General features: G+C 73.1%; 16 protein-coding genes. 12 read left to right on the top strand and 4 right to left on the bottom strand.

Annotated features, from left to right (window positions below):
• Positions 1–11 precede the first annotated feature (11 nt).
• Positions 12–812, bottom strand: coding sequence for a DUF3097 domain-containing protein (locus tag ADK52_RS07895; protein WP_053689044.1), 801 nt, complete (start codon positions 810–812; stop codon positions 12–14).
• A 28-nt stretch (positions 813–840) separates the two neighbouring features.
• Positions 841–1,566, bottom strand: a complete 726-nt coding sequence (locus ADK52_RS07900) for an MBL fold metallo-hydrolase (RefSeq protein ID WP_053689045.1) — start codon at positions 1,564–1,566, stop codon at positions 841–843.
• Positions 1,567–1,720: 154 nt separating this feature from the next.
• On the opposite strand from ADK52_RS07900, the gene hrcA reads away from it, so the two are divergent.
• The 6 genes from hrcA to ADK52_RS07930 all read left to right on the top strand — a co-directional run bounded on the left by hrcA (position 1,721) and on the right by ADK52_RS07930 (position 7,263).
• Positions 1,721–2,737, top strand: coding sequence for a heat-inducible transcriptional repressor HrcA (gene hrcA, locus ADK52_RS07905; RefSeq protein ID WP_053689062.1), 1,017 nt, complete (start codon positions 1,721–1,723; stop codon positions 2,735–2,737).
• Positions 2,738–3,877, top strand: a complete 1,140-nt coding sequence (gene dnaJ, locus ADK52_RS07910; protein WP_030297168.1) for a molecular chaperone DnaJ — start codon at positions 2,738–2,740, stop codon at positions 3,875–3,877.
• Between the two features lie 147 nt (positions 3,878–4,024).
• On the top strand, positions 4,025–5,125 hold the full coding sequence (locus ADK52_RS07915; RefSeq protein WP_053689046.1) for a nitronate monooxygenase: 1,101 nt from the start codon (positions 4,025–4,027) through the stop codon (positions 5,123–5,125).
• A complete protein-coding gene (locus tag ADK52_RS07920; RefSeq protein WP_053689047.1) occupies positions 5,122–5,868 on the top strand; it encodes a 16S rRNA (uracil(1498)-N(3))-methyltransferase in 747 nt (248 codons plus the stop codon). The genes ADK52_RS07915 and ADK52_RS07920 overlap by 4 nt, the downstream gene beginning before the upstream one ends.
• A gap of 125 nt (positions 5,869–5,993) precedes the next feature.
• On the top strand, positions 5,994–6,353 hold the full coding sequence (locus ADK52_RS07925) for a histidine triad nucleotide-binding protein (protein ID WP_053689063.1): 360 nt from the start codon (positions 5,994–5,996) through the stop codon (positions 6,351–6,353).
• 4 nt (positions 6,354–6,357) lie between these two features.
• Positions 6,358–7,263 carry a ribonuclease Z gene (locus ADK52_RS07930; RefSeq protein ID WP_053689048.1) on the top strand — a complete coding sequence of 302 codons (906 nt, stop codon included), beginning with the start codon at positions 6,358–6,360 and terminating at the stop codon, positions 7,261–7,263.
• Here ADK52_RS07930 and ADK52_RS07935 read toward each other — a convergent pair.
• Complete coding sequence (locus ADK52_RS07935) at positions 7,260–8,552, bottom strand: MFS transporter (RefSeq protein ID WP_078988084.1); 1,293 nt, start codon at positions 8,550–8,552, stop codon at positions 7,260–7,262. The genes ADK52_RS07930 and ADK52_RS07935 overlap by 4 nt on opposite strands.
• 252 nt (positions 8,553–8,804) lie before the next feature.
• Between ADK52_RS07935 and ADK52_RS07940 the strand changes: the two genes are divergently transcribed.
• The 6 genes from ADK52_RS07940 (at position 8,805) to ADK52_RS07965 (ending at position 13,848) form a co-directional block, all read left to right on the top strand.
• Positions 8,805–9,893: a carbohydrate kinase family protein gene (locus ADK52_RS07940; protein WP_053689064.1), complete on the top strand. Its 1,089-nt coding sequence runs from the start codon at positions 8,805–8,807 to the stop codon at positions 9,891–9,893.
• A gap of 203 nt (positions 9,894–10,096) precedes the next feature.
• Complete coding sequence (locus tag ADK52_RS07945) at positions 10,097–11,143, top strand: PhoH family protein (RefSeq protein ID WP_078988088.1); 1,047 nt, start codon at positions 10,097–10,099, stop codon at positions 11,141–11,143.
• 13 nt (positions 11,144–11,156) lie between these two features.
• Positions 11,157–11,654, top strand: a complete 498-nt coding sequence (gene ybeY / locus ADK52_RS07950; RefSeq protein ID WP_053689049.1) for an rRNA maturation RNase YbeY — start codon at positions 11,157–11,159, stop codon at positions 11,652–11,654.
• Entirely contained in the window at positions 11,651–12,955 is a 1,305-nt protein-coding gene (locus ADK52_RS07955; RefSeq protein ID WP_053689050.1) for a hemolysin family protein, read from the top strand. The genes ybeY and ADK52_RS07955 overlap by 4 nt, the downstream gene beginning before the upstream one ends.
• A complete protein-coding gene (locus tag ADK52_RS07960; protein WP_053689051.1) occupies positions 12,952–13,305 on the top strand; it encodes an MmcQ/YjbR family DNA-binding protein in 354 nt (117 codons plus the stop codon). Before ADK52_RS07955 ends, ADK52_RS07960 begins: the two co-directional genes overlap by 4 nt.
• A gap of 186 nt (positions 13,306–13,491) precedes the next feature.
• Entirely contained in the window at positions 13,492–13,848 is a 357-nt protein-coding gene (locus tag ADK52_RS07965; RefSeq protein ID WP_053689052.1) for a hypothetical protein, read from the top strand.
• A gap of 48 nt (positions 13,849–13,896) precedes the next feature.
• Here ADK52_RS07965 and ADK52_RS07970 read toward each other — a convergent pair whose 3' ends face one another.
• Positions 13,897–15,135, bottom strand: a complete 1,239-nt coding sequence (locus tag ADK52_RS07970) for an MFS transporter (protein WP_063783791.1) — start codon at positions 15,133–15,135, stop codon at positions 13,897–13,899.
• Between the last annotated feature and the right edge of the window lie 79 nt (positions 15,136–15,214).

The following is a 15,214-nucleotide window of genomic DNA, read 5'->3' on the forward strand; positions in this document are numbered from 1 at the left end:
CGCAGCCCGGGTCAGGGCGCCGTGACGAAATCGATCAGTTCCTCCACGCGGCCCAACAGGACCGGCTCCAGGTCCTTGTAGGACCGCACGCGGGACAGGATGTGCTGCCAGGCGGCCCCGGTGTTCTCCGGCCAGCCCAGCGCCCTGCAGACGCCCGTCTTCCAGTCCTGGCCCGGCGGGACCACCGGCCACGCCGTGATGCCCAGCACGGACGGCTTCACCGCCTGCCAGACGTCCACGTACGGGTGGCCGACGATCAGGACGTCCGACGAGGTCACCGAGGCCGCGATGCGGGACTCCTTCGAGCCCGGGACCAGGTGGTCCACCAGGACGCCCAGGCGGGCGTCGGCCGTCGGGGCGAAGTCCGCGACCACCGCGGGGAGGTCGTCGATGCCCTCCAGGTACTCCACCACCACGCCCTCGATCCGCAGGTCGTCGCCCCAGACCCGCTCCACGAGCTCGGCGTCGTGCCGGCCCTCCACGTAGATGCGCCCGGCGCGCGCCACGCGGGCGCGCGCCCCCGGGACCGCCACCGAGCCCGACGCCGTGCGCAGGGGCGCCGCAGGGGCCCTTGAGGGCCGGGTCAGGGTCACCACGGCGCCCTCCAGCAGGAACCCCCGCGGCTCCAGCGGGAACACCCGCCGCTTGCCGAAGCGGTCCTCCAGGGTCACCGTGCCCGCCTCGCAGGCCACCACCGCGCCGCAGAAGTCCGTACCCGCCACCTCGACCACCAGGTCGGTGTCCGCCGGCACCTCGGGCACCGGCTTGGGGCGCTTCCACTGCGGGGTCAGGTCGGGGGAGTACTCGCGCATCCGGCCGAGCGTAGGAGAGAGCGCGGGCTCACGGGCCCGACACGCCGAACCGCCGTGCCAGTGTGTCGCGTTGCTCACGGACGAAGCCCGCGGAGACCACCGCTCCGTGACCCGGCACGTACAGCGCGTCGTCCCCGCCCAGCGACAGCAGCCGGTCCAGCGCCGCCGGCCACTGCGCCGGCACCGCGTCGCTGCCCGCCTGCGGTTCGCCCGACTCCTCGACGAGGTCCCCGCAGAACACCGTCTCGCGCTCGCCCGGCACGCACACCGCCAGGTCGTACCGGGTGTGCCCGGGTCCGACGTTGGCCAGCAGCACCTGCACCCCGCCCAGCTCCAGCGTCCATTCGCCCGACACGGAGTGCTTCGGCACCACCAGCAGGTCCACCGCCTCGGTGGCCTCGGCCTCCGCCAGCCCCTGGAGGACCGCACTGACGCGCAGCTCCTCCCGGCCGGTCGACAGCTCCGCGTCCAGCCCGACCGCCCCGTACACCTCGGCCCCGGCGAAAGCCGCCACGCCCAGTACGTGATCGAAATGTCCGTGCGTGAATGCGATATGCGTCACGCGCCGCCCCGTCAGCCGCTCCGCCTCGGCCCGCAGCTGCGCGCCCTCGCGCACGCACGAACCCGGATCGATCAGGAGCACCGACTCGTCCCCCACCACCAGTCCCACGGTGCAGTCCCACACCGGGAGCCGTCGCCGTCCGGTCCGTCCGGTCAGCCGCTCCCAGCCCGCCTCTTCCCAACGCACGTCCATGCCGCGACGCTACCCTGGCGGGCCGCCCTTGCCAGGGCCTGACTACCCGGCCGTACACTGGCCGGGGGATCTCTGGCACTCGAACGCCCGGAGTGCCAACGAAGCCGTGAAACCGACCGTGACGAGCGACGACGACCAGCTGGAGGTGTGCGCGATGCTCAGCGAACGCAGACTCGAGGTGCTGCGCGCCATCGTCCAGGACTACGTCGGGACGGAGGAGCCGGTCGGCTCCAAGGCGCTCACCGAGCGGCACCGGCTCGGCGTCTCGCCCGCCACCGTGCGCAACGACATGGCCGTGCTGGAGGACGAGGGCTACATCGCCCAGCCCCACACCAGCGCCGGCCGGATCCCCACGGACAAGGGCTACCGGCTCTTCGTCGACAGGCTGGCGGGGGTCAAACCGCTGTCGACGCCCGAGCGCCGGGCCATCCAGAACTTCCTCGACGGCGCCGTCGACCTCGACGACGTCGTCGGCCGCACCGTGCGGCTGCTCGCGCAGCTGACCCGGCAGGTCGCCGTCGTCCAGTACCCGAGCCTGACCCGGTCCACGGTCCGGCACGTCGAGCTGCTGTCGCTGGCTCCGGCCCGGCTCATGCTCGTGCTGATCACCGACACGGGCCGGGTCGAGCAGCGGCTCGTCGACTGCCAGACGCCGTTCGGCGAGACCTCGCTCGCCGATCTGCGGGCGCGGCTCAACAGCCGGGTCGTCGGCCGCCGGTTCACCGACGTGCCGCAGCTGGTGCAGGACCTGCCGGAGTCCTTCGACCCGGAGGACCGCGGCACGGTGTCGACCGTGCTCTCCACCCTGCTGGAGACGCTGGTCGAGGAGGCCGAAGAGCGGTTGATGATCGGCGGAACCGCCAATCTCACGCGCTTCGGACACGATTTTCCCCTGACGATCAGGCCGGTGCTCGAAGCGCTTGAGGAGCAGGTCGTGCTCCTCAAGCTGCTGGGCGAGGCCAACGAGTCGGGAATGGCCGTACGGATCGGGCATGAGAATGCCTACGAGGGACTGAACTCCACGTCCGTCGTCTCGGTCGGCTACGGTTCGGGCGGCGAGACTGTCGCCAAACTCGGCGTGGTCGGACCGACCCGCATGGACTACCCCGGAACGATGGGAGCGGTACGCGCAGTGGCACGTTACGTCGGACAGATCCTGGCGGAGTCGTAAGTGGCCACGGACTACTACGCCGTTCTCGGCGTGCGCCGCGACGCATCGCAGGACGAGATCAAGAAGGCCTTCCGCCGCCTCGCGCGCGAACTCCACCCGGATGTGAATCCGGACCCGAAGACGCAGGAGCGCTTCAAGGAGATCAACGCGGCGTACGAGGTGCTCTCGGACCCGCAGAAGAAGCAGGTCTACGACCTCGGCGGCGACCCGCTGTCCTCCTCGGGGGGCGGTGGCGGCGCGGGCGGCTTCGGTGCGGGCGGCTTCGGCAACTTCTCCGACATCATGGACGCCTTCTTCGGCCAGGCCTCGCAGCGCGGCCCGCGCTCGCGGACCCGCCGCGGCCAGGACGCCATGATCCGCCTCGACCTGGAGCTGGACGAGGCCGCCTTCGGCACCACCAAGGACATCCAGGTCGACACGGCCGTCGTCTGCACCACCTGCTCCGGCGAGGGTGCCGCCCCCGGCACCTCGGCGCAGACGTGTGACATGTGCCGTGGCCGCGGTGAGGTCTCGCAGGTCACCCGGTCCTTCCTGGGCCAGGTCATGACCTCGCGCCCCTGCCCGCAGTGCCAGGGCTTCGGCACCGTGGTCCCGACCCCGTGCCCCGAGTGCGCGGGCGACGGACGGGTCCGCTCCCGCCGCAGCCTCACGGTCAAGATCCCGGCCGGCGTCGAGAACGGCACCCGGATCCAGCTCGCGGGCGAGGGCGAGGTCGGCCCCGGCGGCGGCCCCGCCGGCGACCTGTACGTGGAGATCCACGAGCTGTCGCACCCGACCTTCCAGCGGCGCGGGGACGACCTGCACTGCACGGTGACCATCCCCATGACGGCCGCGGCCCTGGGCACCAAGTGCCCGCTGGAGACCCTGGACGGCATGGAGGAGATCGACATCCGCCCGGGCACCGGCTCCGGCCAGTCGATCCCGCTGCACGGGCGCGGCGTCACGCACCTGCGCGGCGGCGGCCGCGGCGACCTGATCGTCCACGTCGAGGTCACCACCCCCGGCAAGCTGGACGCCCAGCAGGAGGAGCTGCTGCGCCAGCTCGCCAAGCTGCGCGGCGAGGAGCGGCCCATGGGCCAGTTCGCGCCGGGTCAGCAGGGACTGTTCAGCCGCCTGAAGGACGCCTTCAACGGCCGCTGACCGGCCCGCCTGCAGACGTACGAGCCCGGTCCGGGGACGCCCCGGACCGGGCTCGCCGCATCGATCCGGACGGCCCCGGGGAAGCGGACTATGCCAGGCGAATGCCGTGATTCGGCCCGGTGAGCGGGACATGGCACGATGCAGGGCATGTCCTCCGCACCGTACGGTCTCTCCCCCCACCCGATCGTGCAGGCTCCCATGGCGGGCGGCGCCTCCTGTCCGCCGCTCGCCGCCGCCGTGTGCGAGGCGGGCGCCCTGGGCTTCCTCGCCGGCGGCTACAAGACCGCCGACGGCATGTACCAGGAGATCAAGCAGCTGCGCGCGCTCACCCGGCGCCCGTTCGGCGTGAACCTCTTCATGCCGCAGACCGGGTACGTGGACCAGGCCGCCGTGGAGGCGTACCGCGGGCAGCTGGCCGGCGAGGCCAGCTGGTACGAGCTGTCCCTGGCCGACGAGGACATCATCGGCACCAGCGACGACGGCTATGACGCCAAGCTCGCGATCCTCCTCGAAGACCCGGTCCCCGTGGTCTCGTTCACCTTCGGCTGCCCCGCACCCTCGGTCCTCGCCGCCCTGCGCAAGGCCGGCACCTACTCGGTCGTCACCGTCACCTCGGTCGACGAGGCCCGCGCCGCCCAGGCGGCGGGCGCCGACGCCGTCTGCGTCCAGGGCGTGGAGGCGGGCGGCCACCAGGGCACCCACCGCGACGACCCGCAGGCCGACGGCACGGCGGGCGTGGGCCTGCTCGCGCTGGTGGCCCAGGTGCGGGAGGCCGTGGCCCTCCCGATCATCGCGGCGGGCGGCCTGATGCGGGGCTCGCAGATCGCGGCGCTGCTGGCGGCGGGCGCGGAGGCGGCGCAGCTCGGCACCGCGTTCCTGACCTGCCCCGAGTCGGGCGCGCACCCGCTGCACAAGCAGGCGCTGACGGACCCCCTGTTCCCCCACACGGAGCTGACCCGGGCGTTCTCGGGGCGGCCGGCCCGGGGCCTGGTGAACCGGTTCATGCGGGAGCACGGGCCGTACGCCCCGGCCGCCTACCCGCAGATCCACCACATGACCGCCGGGCTGCGCAAGGCCGCTGCCGCGGCCGGGGACCCGCAGGGCATGGCCCTGTGGGCGGGCCAGGGGCACCGGCTGGCGCGGGCGCTGCCCGCGGGGGAGCTGGTGGAGGTGCTGGCGGCCGAACTGGCCGAGGCCCGGTCCGCGTTGAAGCCGATGAACAAGATGAACCACAGGAGTACGTCATGACCGCCCCCGTGTTCGTGGTCGAAGAGGTCCCCGCGGGGCCGGAGTTCGTGCTCGACGGCCCCGAGGGCCGGCACGCGGTGTCCGTGAAACGGCTGAACCCGGGTGAGGACGTGGTCCTCACCGACGGGCGCGGTCACTGGACGGAGGGCGTGGTCAAGGCCGCCGAGGGCAAGGACCGGCTGGTCGTCACGGACCTGCACGCCATCGCGGAGGAACCCGAGCCGGAGGTCCGGATCACCGTCGTCCAGGCCCTGCCCAAGGGCGACCGCGGCGAGCTCGCCGTCGAGACCATGACCGAGACCGGCGTGGATGCCATCGTCCCCTGGCAGGCCTCGCGCTGCATCACCCAGTGGCGCGGCGACCGCGGCGCCAAGTCCCTGGCCAAGTGGCGGGCCACGGCCCGGGAGGCGGGCAAGCAGTCGCGCCGCGTCCGCTTCCCGGAGGTGGCGGAGGCCATGTCCACCAAGCAGGTCGCGGCGCTGCTGGCCGGGGCCGACCTGGCGATGGTCCTCCACGAGGACCGGGACACCCCCTCGGGCGCCCTGGCCACGGCCGAACTCCCGGCCGGCGGCTCCATCGTCCTGGTCGTCGGACCCGAGGGCGGGGTCTCCCCGGAGGAGCTCGCCGTCTTCGCGGAGGCGGGGGCCCACCTCTACCGCCTGGGCTCCTCGGTCCTGCGCACCTCCACCGCCGGCACCGCGGCGACGGCGGTCCTGCTGGCGCGCACCGGCCGCTGGTCCTGAGCCCGGCCCCCGGTCCTGCCGAAACGCACATGAGGGCGCCGGCGGCGCCGGATACGATGCCGGGGCTGATCATCGTCGGCGCGGGCGGCCCGTCCGCCGGCGCCACAGTCTCGGAAGGCGGAGCAATGGCCGGGGAACCGCAGGCGGACTGCCTGTTCTGCAAGATCGTCGCGGGGAACATCCCGGCGACCGTGGTCCGGGAGACCGAGACGACGTTCGCCTTCCGGGACATCAACCCGCAGGCGCCCACGCACGTCCTCGTGATTCCCCGGGTGCACTACCCCGACGCCGCCTCGCTCGCCGCCGCCGAGCCGGCCGTCGCCGCCGACCTGCTGCGCGAGGCGGGGCGGATCGCGGCCGACGAGAAGCTCGACGACCACGGCTACCGCGTCGTGTTCAACACCGGCGCCGGCGCCGGCCAGACCGTCTTCCACGCGCACGCGCACGTCCTCGGCGGCCGCGGCCTCCAGTGGCCCCCCGGATAACACCGTGTCCGTACGAGAGTTCGTGGTGCTGGGCACCGCCAGCCAGGTGCCCACCCGCCACCGCAACCACAACGGCTACCTCCTGCGCTGGGACGGCGAGGGCATCCTCTTCGATCCCGGCGAGGGCACCCAGCGCCAGATGCTGCGCGCCGGGGTGGCCGCGCACGACATCAACCGGATCTGCATCACCCACTTCCATGGTGACCACAGCCTCGGGCTGGCCGGGGTGATCCAGCGCATCAACCTGGACCGGGTCCCGCACCCCGTCACCGCGCACTACCCGGCCTCCGGGCAGAAGTTCTTCGACCGGCTCCGGTACGCCACCGCCTACCGGGAGACCGTCGCGCTCGGCGAGGAGCCCGTGGCCGCGGACGGGACCCTGGCCGAGGGGCCCTCGTACGTCCTGGAAGCCCGCCGGCTCTCCCACCCGGTGGAGTCCTTCGGCTACCGGCTCACCGAGCCGGACGGCCGCCGCATGGTGCCCGAACTCCTCGCGCGGCACGGGATCAAGGGGCCCGACGTGGGCCGGATCCAGCGCGAGGGGCAGCTGGGCGGGGTCACGCTCGACGACGTCAGCGAGCCGAGGCCCGGGCAGAGCTTCGCCTTCGTCATGGACACCCGGCTGTGCCCCGGCGTGGACGCGCTCGCCGCGGGCTGCGACATGCTGGTGATCGAGTCCACGTTCCTCGACGAGGACGAGGCGCTGGCCACCGACCACGGGCACCTCACCGTCGGCCAGGCGGCCCGGACCGCGCGGGACTCGGGCGTACGGCACCTCGTGCTGACGCACTTCTCGCAGCGCTACTCGGACCCGCAGGAGTTCGAACGCCAGGCCCGCGCGGCCGGCTTCGAGGGCGAGCTGACGATCGCCGCGGACCTCGTACGGGTGCCCCTGCCGAAGCGGGGTTAGACCTCGGAGGCGTCGCGCCGGCGGTCGCGGGAGCGGCGGGCCGCCGGGGAGAGCAGCAGCACCCGGCGGGGCTTCCCGGGACCGGGAGCGGGAGCGGGGAGCACCGCCGTGGCCGGGGCCTCGATACGGAGGTCCGGCACCCCGGCCGCGGCCGCCGGGTTCCGGCCCGCGTGCAGGGCGACGGCGGTCAGCGGCCCGGCCACCGCGAGCAGCAGCCCGCCCAGCACGAGCCCCATGCCCGGGAACCCGAACGCCTCGGCGAGCAGGCTGCCCACCACGGGGCCGCAGGCCGTGCCCAGCGAGGAGGCGGCTCCGGCGAAGACCGCCCAGCGGCCGCGCGGGTCCAGGGCGGCGGCGAGGCCGATCACGTACGAGAGGACGACCGGGTAGACCGCGTTCCACAGGATCTCCCCGGCCGCGAACCCGCTGAGCCCGTCCGCGGAGGAGGTCGCCACCACGCAGCCCGCGATGGCCGCCGTACCCGCGCCGATCGGGACCGCCCGCCCCAGCCGGGTGCCGAACGCGGAGGCGCCCGTGACCCCGAGCAGGCCCGCGCCCAGCGCCACCGCGAAGACGGCGCCCAGCGTGGCCTCCGACAGCCCCGCCTGCTCGGCGCCGATCCGGCCGCTGACGCCCCACAGGGCTTCCTGGGTCAGCGACCAGAACAGCAGGCAGCCCGCCAGCACCGCCCCGGCGCGCGGGTACGGAGGCCGTCCGGAGCTCCGTACGGCAGGTCCCGGGCGGGTGGGCCCGCCGAGCCGGCCGGTGGCCGGCCAGGCCAGCGCCGCGACCAGGGCGATGGCCGCGAACGGCAGCCCGTGGCCGCCGCCGAGGTGCGGCAGGGTCAGGTACAGCGCCCCCGCGGTCGCCGAGACCGACAGCAGCCCGAGGGACGAGATGCGGTGCGGATCGCGGTGCCCGGCGATCCCCGCGGCGGCCACGGCGGTGGCGCTGCCGGAGCCGAAGCCGCCGACCACCACGCCCGCGACCACCAGCGGGAGCAGCGAGGTCGAGGCCGCGGTGCCGTAGCCCAGGGCGGCGAGCAGCAGCCCGAGCCGGGCCAGCGGGCGCGGACCGCGCCGGGGGATGCGGGAGGCCAGGGTGAATCCGGCCGTGGCGGAGCCGAGCAGCAGGGCCGTGCCGACGAGCCCGGCCTGGGCGGGAGTCAGCGGGAGATGGGAGTCGAGGCGTCCGACCACGGTGGGAAGCAGGTAGGGGGCGACGTACCCGGCCGTGAAGAGGGCCACCAGGGGCCAGGCGGCGGACGGCGCGGAGGTGTTGTCGGACACGGCTCTTTCCCGGTGGTGCGCAGGTGGGGCGGGATGTTCCGCGAGGCCGCGGTCCCCTTGTCTATCAAGTGCTCCGCGACCCGGAGAAGAGCGCCACGAGAGTGATGTGCGCCACACTGTGTTTTGGCCCTGCCGGGGGCGGGCAGGGTTGGCAGCTTTCCACCGCATGCCCGCTTGCAGAAACGAGCCTTCGCACCAGCCGGGGAGTACACCGTGACCAGTCGGGACAGCCGCACCAGCCGCAGCGCAGCCCTGGACCCGCTCGACAGCGCGGCCGCGGCCGTGGACCCGCTCGGTCCGCTGCGCAGCCCCCTGGAACCGGGGTTCGACGTCTACCTGACCGGCACGGTCTTCCTCGACATCATCTTCACCGGCCTCGACTCGGCCCCGGTGCGCGGTACGGAGTCCTGGGCGCGCGGCATGGGTTCCAGCCCGGGCGGAGTGGCCAACATGGCCACCGCCCTGGCCCGGCTCGGCCTGCGCACCTCACTGGCCGCGGCGTTCGGCGACGACCACTACGGCGAGTACTGCTGGGACGCCCTGGAACAGGGCGAGGGCATCGACCTGTCGATGTCGCGGACCATCGCCGGCTGGCACAGCCCGGTCACGGTCTCGATGGCGTACGAGGGCGAGCGCACGATGGTCTCGCACGGCCACGAGGCTCCGCCCCCGGCGGGCCCCGGGCCGTTCCCGCAGTGTCCGCCGCGCACCCGGGCGGCCGTCGCCTCGCTGGCGCGGGGGAGGGCGGAGCCGTGGATCGCGGAGGCGGCGCGGCGCGGGGCGCGGGTCTTCGCGGACGTGGGGTGGGACGAGAGCGGCCGCTGGGACCTGGGGGCCCTGCCCGACCTGGAGCACTGCGAGGCCTTCCTGCCGAACGCGGGGGAGGCGATGCGGTACACGCGGACCGACTGTCCGAGAGCCGCGGCCCGGGCACTGGCCGAGAAGGTGCCGGTCGCGGTGGTGACGATGGGCGCGGAGGGCTCGTACGCGGTGGACGGGCGGACCGGGGAGACGGCGGAGGTCCCCGGGATCGCGGTGGAGGAGCTGGACCCGACGGGGGCGGGGGACGTCTACGTGGCGGGCTTCGTCACCGGCAGCCTGGCGGGCTGGCCCCTGGCGGACCGGCTGGCCTTCGCGGGCCTGACGGCGGCCCTGTCGGTCCAGGAGTTCGGCGGCTCCCTGTCGGCCCCGGGCTGGCCGGAGGTGGCCCACTGGTGGCGCACGGCCCCCGAGGCCCTGCGGCCGCGCTACGGGTTCCTGGACGAGCTGGTCCCGCCGGGCGCGGAGCCTGCCTCCCGGCGCAGGGCCGTCCCGACCATCGGCTTCCGCCACCCCGTCTAGGCCGTGGGCCGTGCCCGCGGGAGGGCGCCGGAGGGCCGTGAGGGGGCGGCGGGATGGCCGGGAGGGGACGAAGAGGGGACGGGGAGGGGGCGGGGGAAAACCCCTCGGGGATGGCGCGGCGGAGTCGTACCCTTGGTACTCCGGAGGTCGTCGATCGGCGCGGCCCCTCAGCGGGAGGTATGTGCAGGCCACAGTGCCGGCCCATGACTCAGACACCCACAGCCCAGACACCGGCGCCGGGGCAGGCGCGAGCCCACTTCACCGTTCCGGCCAGGCACCCGATGGTCGCGGTGCTCGGCTCGGGTGACGCCCTGTTGCGCGTGATCGAGAAGGCCTTCCCGAAGGCCGACATCCATGTTCGGGGCAATCAGGTCAGCGCGGTCGGAGATGCGGCGGAAGTCGCCCTGGTCCAGCGCCTGTTCGACGAGATGATGCTGGTGCTCCGCACCGGGCAGCCGATGACGGAGGACGCAGTGGAACGCTCGATCGCCATGCTCAAGGCGAGCGGCAACGGCAACGGCCCGGACGAGACGCCCGCGGAGGTGCTCACCCAGAACATCCTCTCCAGCCGCGGCCGCACCATCCGCCCCAAGACCCTCAACCAGAAGCGGTACGTCGACGCGATCGACAAGAACACGATCGTGTTCGGCATCGGCCCCGCCGGTACCGGCAAGACCTACCTCGCCATGGCCAAGGCGGTCCAGGCCCTGCAGTCCAAGCAGGTCAGCCGGATCATCCTGACCCGCCCGGCGGTCGAGGCGGGCGAACGCCTCGGCTTCCTCCCGGGCACGCTGTTCGACAAGATCGACCCGTACCTGCGCCCGCTCTACGACGCCCTGCACGACATGATCGACCCGGACTCGATCCCCCGCCTGATGGCGGCGGGCACGATCGAGGTCGCGCCGCTCGCGTACATGCGCGGCCGCACCCTCAACGAGGCGTTCGTCGTCCTCGACGAGGCGCAGAACACGACCACCGAGCAGATGAAGATGTTCCTGACCCGGCTCGGGTTCGATTCGAAGATCGTCATCACCGGCGACATCACCCAGGTCGACCTGCCCGGCGGTGCCAAGTCCGGTCTGCGCCAGGTCCAGGCGATCCTCGAAGGGGTCCCGGACATCCACTTCTCGCGGCTCACGTCCGAGGATGTCGTCCGGCACAAGCTGGTCGGCCGTATCGTCGATGCGTACGAGAAGTACGACGACAGCCAGGACGCCCAGCAGTCCCGGAACGGCTACCAGCGGAAGTAGAACCCAGCGCACCATGTCGATCGACGTCAACAACGAGTCCGGAACCGAGGTCGACGAGCGGGCGATCCTCGACATCGCCCGCTACGCGCTCACCCGGATGCGGATCCACCCGCTGTCCGAGCTCTCCGTCATCGTCATCGACGAGGACGCCATGGAGCAGCTCCACATCCAGTGGATGGACCTGCCCGGTCCCACCGACGTCATGTCCTTCCCGATGGACGAGCTCCGTCCGCCGGCGAAGGACGACGAGGAGCCCCCGCAGGGTCTCCTCGGCGACATCGTGCTCTGCCCCGAGGTCGCGAAGAAGCAGGGCGAGGAAGCCCCGACGCAGCACTCCATGGACGAGGAGCTCCAGCTCCTGACCGTCCACGGGGTGCTGCACCTGCTCGGGTACGACCACGAGGAGCCGGACGAGAAGGCCGAGATGTTCGGCCTCCAGGCGGCCATCGTCGACGGCTGGCGCGGTGAGCGCGGCATGACCGGTCCGTCCCCGGCCCCGACCGTCTCGTGACCGCCCCGCAGCTGATCACCGGCGCGGTGCTGCTGGTGGTGGTGGCCTGGTTCGCGGCGTGCGCCGAGTCCGGGATCGCCCGGATCTCCAGCTTCCGCGCCGAGCAGGCCGTACGGGAGGGCCGGCGCGGCAGCGAGAAGCTCGCGCAGGTCGCCGCCGACCCCACCCGCTACCTGAATGTGGCGCTGCTCGTACGGGTCACCTGCGAGATGGCGGCCGGCGTGCTCGTCACGTACGTCTGCCTCGACGAGTTCGGCGACAACTGGAAGGCGCTGCTCATCGCGATCGCCGTGATGGTGCTGGTGTCCTTCGTGGCCGTCGGGGTCTCCCCGCGCACCATCGGCCGCCAGCACCCCCTCAACACGGCGACGGCGGCCTCGTACGTCCTGGTCCCGCTCGCCCGGGTCATGGGGCCCATCCCGCAGCTGCTGATCCTCATCGGCAACGCGCTCACGCCCGGAAAGGGCTTCCGCAAGGGGCCGTTCGCCTCCGAGGCCGAGCTGCGCGCGATGGTCGACCTGGCGGAGAAGGAGTCGCTGATCGAGGACGAGGAGCGCCGGATGGTGCACCAGGTCTTCGAGCTCGGCGACACGCTGGTGCGAGAGGTGATGGTGCCGCGCACCGACCTGGTCTGCATCGAGCGGTACAAGACGATCCGTCAGGCGACCACGCTGGCGCTGCGGTCCGGTTTCTCGCGCATCCCGGTGACCGGCGAGAACGAGGACGACATCGTCGGCATCGTGTACCTGAAGGACCTGGTCCGCAAGACGCACATCAGCCGTGAGGCGGAGTCCGACCTGGTCACGACGGCGATGCGGCCCGCGGTGTTCGTACCGGACACCAAGAACGCGGGCGACCTGCTGCGGGAGATGCAGCAGGTGCGCAACCACGTGGCCGTGGTCATCGACGAGTACGGCGGCACGGCGGGCATCGTCACCATCGAGGACATCCTCGAGGAGATCGTCGGTGAGATCACCGACGAGTACGACCGCGAGCTCGCGCCCGTCGAGGAGCTGGGCGACGACCGCTACCGGGTGACGGCGCGGCTCGACATCACCGACCTCGGCGAGCTGTTCAAGGTCGAGGACTACGACGACGAGGACGTGGAGACGGTCGGCGGACTGCTGGCCAAGGCGCTGGGCCGGGTCCCGATCGCGGGTGCCTCGGCGGTCGTGGAGCTGCCGGACGGGCGGCCGCTGCGGCTGACGGCCGAATCCCCGGCCGGGCGCCGGAACAAGATCGTGACGGTGCTGGTGGAGCCGCTGGCCCAGGCGGCGGGCGAGGACGGGGAGGGCGCATGACGCCGGCGGAGCTGCGTGCGTTCTGCCTGGGTTTCAACGCGGCGGTGGAGGAGTTCCCCTTCACGCCCGAGACCTCGGTGTTCAAGGTGCTGGGGAAGGTGTTCGCGCTGAGCGCGCTGGACGCCGACCCGCTGAAGGTCAACCTCAAGTGCGAGCCGGAGCTGGCGGTGCGGCTGCGGGCGGAGCACGAGGCGATCGTGCCGGGCTGGCACATGAACAAGCGGCACTGGAACACGGTGACGGTCGGCGGGCTGCCGGACGCACTGGTGCGGGAGCTGGTCGAGGACTCGTACGACCTGGTGGTCGCGGGGCTGCCGAGGGCGGAGCGGCTGCGGCTCGACCGGCCGTGAGGGTGGAACGCGGAGGGGACGAAGGTCACGGGCCTCTGTGACCTTTGGACCGCCTGTTCTGCTTATCGGGCGCTTAGGTTTGGTCGCGTGTGGCACAAGTTCCAGGGGGCCGCGGGGGACGGAGGGGAGAGCGTCTCGGCGGGGCCGTCGTGCGGCCCCGCCGAGACGCTCCATATGCTTTCGCCCATGACCGACAGCACCGGGATCAACCCCGAGGACAGCAAGATCATCACGCTGGCGCGCAGCGCCCGGGCCCGCAACGGGGTGCCCGAGGGTGCGGCGGTGCGGGACGAGACGGGCCGCACGTACGTCGCCGGGACGGTGGAGCTGGACTCCCTGAAGCTGAGCGCGCTGCAGACGGCGGTCGCGATGGCGGTGGCGAGCGGGGCCGAATCCCTGGAGGCCGCGGCCGTGGTCAGCTCGGCGCAGGCGGTGGCCGACGCCGACCGCGCGGCCGTCCGCGACCTCGGCGGCCCGGCCACCCCGGTCCTGCTGGCCGGCCCGGACGGCACCCTCAAGTCCACGACCCCGGCAGGCGCCTGACGCACCGCCGCCGCTGACGCACCGCCGCCGCTGACGCACCGCCGCCGCCTACGCGGCGGCGGCGATCGCGGCGGGGCGGCGGCGGATCACCATCGCCATCAGCGCCGCCATCGCGCACAGCGCGCCCGAGGCGTACCAGACCAGGTCGTAGGAGCCGAAGGCGTCGCGGGCCAGACCGCCCAGGAAGGCCACCAGCGCGGCGCCCACCTGGTGCGAGGCCAGGACCCAGCCGAAGACGATCGCGCTGTCCTCCCCGTAGTGCTCGCGGCACAGCGCGATGGTCGGCGGGACGGTCGCGACCCAGTCCAGCCCGTAGAAGATGATGAAGAAGATCATCGGCGGGTGCACGGACGGCGCCAGCAGCATCGGCAGGAACATCAGCGAGATCCCGCGCAGCGCGTAGTACACCGCCAGCAGGCGGCGCGCCTCGAAGCGGTCGGTGAACCACCCGGAGGCGATGGTGCCGATCACGTCGAAGACGCCGACCACCGCCAACAGCCCGGCCGCCGCGGTCACCGGCATGCCGTGGTCGTGCGCGGCGGGCACGAAGTGGGTCTTGACCAGTCCGTTCGTCGAGGCCCCGCAGATCGCGAAGGTCCCCGCCAGCAGCCAGAACGGGCCGGTGCGGGCCGCCTTGAACAGCACCGTCACCGTCCGCCGTGCCGCGCCCGTCACCGGGGCGGGCCGTTCCGCGTACGTGCCCCCGTACGGCGCGAGTCCCGTGTCCGCCGGGTGGTCGCGCAGCAGCAGCCACACGAACGGGACGACGACCAGGGCCGCCAGCGAGACCGTCACCGCCGCCGGCCGCCAGCCGTGGTGCTCCACCAGCCAGGACAGCAGCGGCAGGAAGATCAGCTGACCGGAGGCCCCGGCCGCGGTCAGGATGCCGGTGACGAGCCCGCGCCGGGCGGTGAACCAGCGGTTGGTCACCGTCGCCGCGAAGGCCAGCGCCATGGAGCCGCTGCCGAGCCCGACCAGCACGCCCCAGAACAGCACCAGCTGCCAGGACTGCGTCATCCACAGGGTGGCCACGGTGCCGCCGGATATGACCAGCAGGGCCAGGGCCACCACCTTGCGGATGCCGAAACGGTCCATCAGTGCGGCGGCGAAGGGCGCGGTGAGCCCGTACAGCGCGAGGTTCACCGAGACGGCGAAGCCGATCGTGCCGCGCGACCAGTCGAACTCCTCGTGCAGCGGCTCGATGAGCAGTCCGGGCAGGGAGGCGAAGGCGGCGGCCCCGATGATCGTCACGAACGCGACGGCCGCGACGAACCAGGCGCGGTGGATGCGCCCGGGGGCGGCCGGGGCCGGGCCCGGGCCCGGCCCCGTGGAGGCGGGAGCGGGAGCGGGAGCGGGGGTGGGAGCG

It is taken from the genome of Streptomyces sp. WM6372, from assembly GCF_001279655.1.
Lineage (GTDB): Bacteria > Actinomycetota > Actinomycetes > Streptomycetales > Streptomycetaceae > Streptomyces.